General features: G+C 23.4%; 5 protein-coding genes and 1 pseudogene. All 6 read left to right on the forward strand.

Annotated elements, in window-relative coordinates:
* Positions 1 to 537: glycosyltransferase family 4 protein (locus ABF633_RS20390; protein ID WP_415526508.1), on the forward strand; the 537-nt coding region annotated here is incomplete at its 5' end.
* A 44-nt stretch (positions 538 to 581) separates the two neighbouring features.
* A complete protein-coding gene (locus tag ABF633_RS20395) occupies positions 582 to 1763 on the forward strand; it encodes a glycosyltransferase (RefSeq protein WP_415526510.1) in 1182 nt (393 codons plus the stop codon).
* A gap of 96 nt (positions 1764 to 1859) precedes the next feature.
* Positions 1860 to 2855, forward strand: a complete 996-nt coding sequence (locus tag ABF633_RS20400) for a GDP-mannose 4,6-dehydratase (RefSeq protein WP_415526512.1) — start codon at positions 1860 to 1862, stop codon at positions 2853 to 2855.
* A complete protein-coding gene (locus tag ABF633_RS20405; RefSeq protein WP_415526514.1) occupies positions 2848 to 3768 on the forward strand; it encodes a glycosyltransferase in 921 nt (306 codons plus the stop codon). The genes ABF633_RS20400 and ABF633_RS20405 overlap by 8 nt, the downstream gene beginning before the upstream one ends.
* Positions 3769 to 3902: 134 nt before the next feature.
* A complete protein-coding gene (locus ABF633_RS20410) occupies positions 3903 to 4325 on the forward strand; it encodes an acyltransferase (protein ID WP_415526516.1) in 423 nt (140 codons plus the stop codon).
* Positions 4326 to 4363: 38 nt separating this feature from the next.
* A pseudogene (locus tag ABF633_RS20415) lies at positions 4364 to 4742 on the forward strand (hypothetical protein); the annotation flags it as partial.

The following is a 4742-nucleotide window of genomic DNA, read 5'->3' on the forward strand; positions in this document are numbered from 1 at the left end:
AAAGAATATATTTTAACTGTAAGTACTATTTCACCAAGAAAAAATATTGATGGATTAATTAAAGCATTTAATATGATTAAAAATAAAGTAAATTGCAATTTGATTATAGCTGGTAAAAATGGTTGGATGTATGAAGATATTTTTAAATTAGTTGAAACTTTAGATTTAAAAAATAAAATATTTTTTACAGGTAGTATAAATGATGATGAATTGAAATTTTTATATAAAAATTCTAAATTGTTTGTTTATCCATCACTTTATGAAGGGTTTGGATTACCTCCATTAGAAGCTATGAGTTATGGAATACCATGTATAGTATCTAACAGAACATGTATTCCTGAGGTTGTTGGGGATGCTGCAATTAAAGTTAATCCAGAAGATTTGTATGAGGTAGGCAATATAATTGTAGAGATTTTAAAAAATAAAGAAATGTCTAGTGATTTGCTTTCTAAGGCTAATGATAGACTAAAATATTTTTCGTGGAAGAAATGTAGTAATGGTGTGGTTAATATTTATTTAGTAAAGAATAAAATTTAATTAGTAATATAAATCAAATGATTAAATGTAGAGGTATAATAAATATGAAGATTCTTATAATGAATGATTTGTTGATTTGTGGTGGAGCAGAGACACAAAGTAGACGAGAAAAGGACATATTAGAATCTAAAGGTAATGAAGTTTATTTGTTAACCTTTGATTATAATTTCCCCAAAAATGATGTAAATTATAATTCTAAAAAGCTTTTTTTTAATATACCAATTAAAAATAGCGGAATTAATAAGATTAAAAGAAAACTTTTCTTCGATAAAGAGCTTTTTGATAGTATAAGACGAGTTTTAAATAAAATTAAGCCAGATATAATACATATAAACAATCTTTATCTTGCACCTATTACTCAGTATAAGGCATTAGATGGATACAAAACTGTACAAACTATTAGGGATTATTATGCAGTATGTCCTTTGAGTACTAGTATATATAAAAATCATGATATTTGCAGAGGAGTAAAGTATAATAATTGTATTTTAAAATGTAGTAATTATAAAATAATAATAAAAAAGTATATGCATAATAATATAAATAAATTAAGAAAGAAGCATATAAATAAGTTTATATGTCCTAGTGAAAAATTAACTCAATATTGTATTGATCATGATTATAATATTGAGTGTGTAAACAATCCATTTGACTTTTCTAAAGTAAATAATTTTAATAAGAGAGTTGATTATAGTTTTAAGAAATATATGTATTACGGAAATATAAATGAAGAAAAAGGCATTTTTAGATTGTTGGAATCATTTGATAAATTTTCTAAAGGTAAGAATGTTAAAATAATCATTGCCGGAAAGGCTGATAATGTTAATCTTAATAAGTTAAAACCTTATCTTAATAGTGATAAAATACAATACTTAGGATTTATAAGTTATGATAAGATAATTGAGCAATTACAAGAAATTTATAGTGTAATAGTACCATCTCTTTGGATGGAAAATTATCCTAATACAGTATTAGAAGGAATGTGTACTGAATGTTTGGTCTTGGGAAGTAATCGTGGTGGAATACCAGATATGCTTAAAGATAATAGAGGCATTATATTTGATATTTTAGATACTAAGGAGATAGTTGGAGCTTTGGAAAAAAGTTATAATATGAATATTGATGAATATAAAAGTATTGTTAAAAATGCCAAGGAATATGCTACTTATAACAATAGCATAAATAAATATTATGAAAGATTAATTAATTGCTTTAATAGTATTTAAATCAAGTGAAAATTTTAATATATATTAATATGATTCAAATGGCTTATTAAAATATATTCTTATAGGATATAAATTAGATTATGGTGGTGTATTTATATGAAAAATATATTAGTTACAGGTGGGGCTGGATTTATAGGATCACATCTATGTGAAGCTCTATTAAAAAGAGAAAATAAAGTGATAATTATTGATAATTTTAATGACTATTACAATCCTATTATCAAAAAGAAAAATATACAAGATATGTATAATAGTATGAAGCTTAATGGAATATCCATTCATAACTTAAGGCTATTTGAAGGGGATATAAGAGATAAAGAAAAATTAAACGAAGTTTTTAATGAAAAAATAGATATAATAGTACATTTGGCAGCAATGGCAGGAGTAAGACCATCTATTAAGAATCCAGTATTATATTATGATGTAAATATAAATGGAACTTTAAATTTGCTAGAAAAATGTAGAGAAAATGAAATTAAAAAATTTGTATTTGCTTCTAGTTCATCGGTATATGGAAATAATAAAAAAGTTCCCTTTTCAGAAAGTGATAATGTAGATTTTCCAATATCGCCTTATGCGGCAACGAAAAAATCTGGAGAGCTTTTATGTCATACTTATTATCATTTATATAATATAAATACAGCTTGTTTAAGATTTTTCACAGTATATGGGCCAAGACAAAGGCCAGATTTAGCTATACATAAATTTACTAAATTAATTTCCAATGGTGAAGGGATTCCTTTCTACGGAGATGGTACAACTGAAAGAGATTATACTTATATTGATGACATAGTTAATGGAATATTATCAGCCATTGATTGGGTTGATAATAGTAATAAAAATTATGAAATTTTTAATATTGGTGGAGACCATACTATTTCTTTGAAAGAAATGGTAGAAACTATTGAAAATACTTTAGATAAAAAAGCTAAATTAAATATTATGCCAATGCAACCTGGAGATGTTAATAGAACTTGTGCAGATATAAGTAAGTCTAATAATGTATTAGGATATAATCCTAAAGTGAGCTTTAAAGAAGGAATAAAAAATTTTGTAGATTGGTATAAGATTAAGGATGGTTTAAATGATTAATGATTTAGCTACAATTATAGTTCCAACTTATAATAGTGAAAAATATATTTTGAAAATGTTAAATTCTATATATAATCAATCATATAGGCCGATTAAATTGATAATTATAGATGATAATTCTATTGATAATACTAAAACTATTATACAAGATTGGATAGGAGAGTTAGAAGATAAAAGTATAGATGTACAATTTATAAGAAATAAATTAAACAAAGGATTAACTTATAATATAAATTATGGTGTATCATTGGCTCAAGGAAAGTATATTCTATTTGCAGACCATGATGATATATGGGAAAATAAAAAAGTTGAATCACAAATTAAGTTTTTGGAAGATAATGATACTGTAGTATGTTGTTTTACTGATAGAAGTCTTATTAATGAGAGAGATGTAAAATTTGTAAATTCTGAATTTAATCTTTTGAGATTTAAAAAATCAATAGCAGGATTTAATGATTTATGTAATTATAATGCTAGATTCTCTTCCAATACTATATGTTTTAAAAATATTAATGATATAAAAAATATTTTTCCAATTGATCCACAAATAATACAGCATGATTTTTATGTAACTTTAATGTTGTCTGAATATGGTGATATAGGTTATATTCATATTTCATTTGTAAAATATAGAATACATACTAATAATTTATCAGGAAATTATTATAATTTAATTACTTCAAATTATAAAGATTTTTCTAAAGGGCGAAAATACTCTTACAAGTTACAGAAAAAAGTTATAAAAAATGATAAACTTATTATTGAAAATATATTTTATAATAAGTTTAAAAAAAGGATCAATCTAAATTATAATAGTACTTATAAAAATAAAATAAAAAAATATATTCCAAATTTTATTGTATATTTTTTGAATAAAAGAAAAAATAAAAAATTAGATATAAATTTTAGATGAAAGGTATAGCTATGTATTTATTAAAAATAATTTCTATATTAAAAAAGATTGTTTTTTATATAATAATAAAATTAGTATATGGCAAGAAAATATCACATAATTTAAGAAGCTTAAGTAGTAAAGTAAGTTTATATATGGAAAGTAAATCTAAGTTTATAGTTCTTAAAGGTGCTTCTATTAGTGATTATGTAAATATTAAATGCTATAGGAATAGTGAATTATGTATCGGTGAAAATACTTTTATTGGACCGTTTTCTATTATACATTGTAGAAAAAGTATAAATATTGGTAATAATTGTATGATAGGGGAGGCTGTTTCTATAAGAGATAATGATCACAAATTTCGTGAGAAAAATAAAAATTATAATCAACAAGGTTTTGATATAAAAAAAACTGCAATCGGTGACAATGTATGGATAGGAGCTAAAGTTACAATATTGAGTGGAGTAATAATAGGAGATAATTCAATAATTGGTGCTAATACATTAGTCAATAAAGATATTCCGGACAATACCATTGTGGGTGGAGTACCTGTTAAGATTATAAAAAGAATATAATGTATTTAAAATAAAAACTAATAAATAATGGAGAGTTTATGTTTAAGATTTCGGATAAAAGAATAATGGACTTTGTTCATACTATAAGTGCAAACTTAATTTCATTAATTTCAGGTATAATTACAGCATTTATAATACCTAAATTTTTGAATATAGAGCAATATGGATATTTGAAAATTTTTACTTTTTATATTACATATGTTGGTATATTGCATTTTGGGTTTAATGATGGGATTTATGTAAAATTTGGTGATGTAGATTATAATAAGCTTCCACAAACAAAATTTAGATTTCTTTTTAAGTTTCTCTTAATATTTCAACTGATAATAACTATTATATCTATTTTTCTAATATTATTATTTATTAATGATTTTAACAGAGTATTAGTTTATCTATTTATAGCTGTAAATATTATTA

The organism is Clostridium sp. (assembly GCF_047718555.1).
Lineage (GTDB): Bacteria > Bacillota > Clostridia > Clostridiales > Clostridiaceae > Clostridium_I.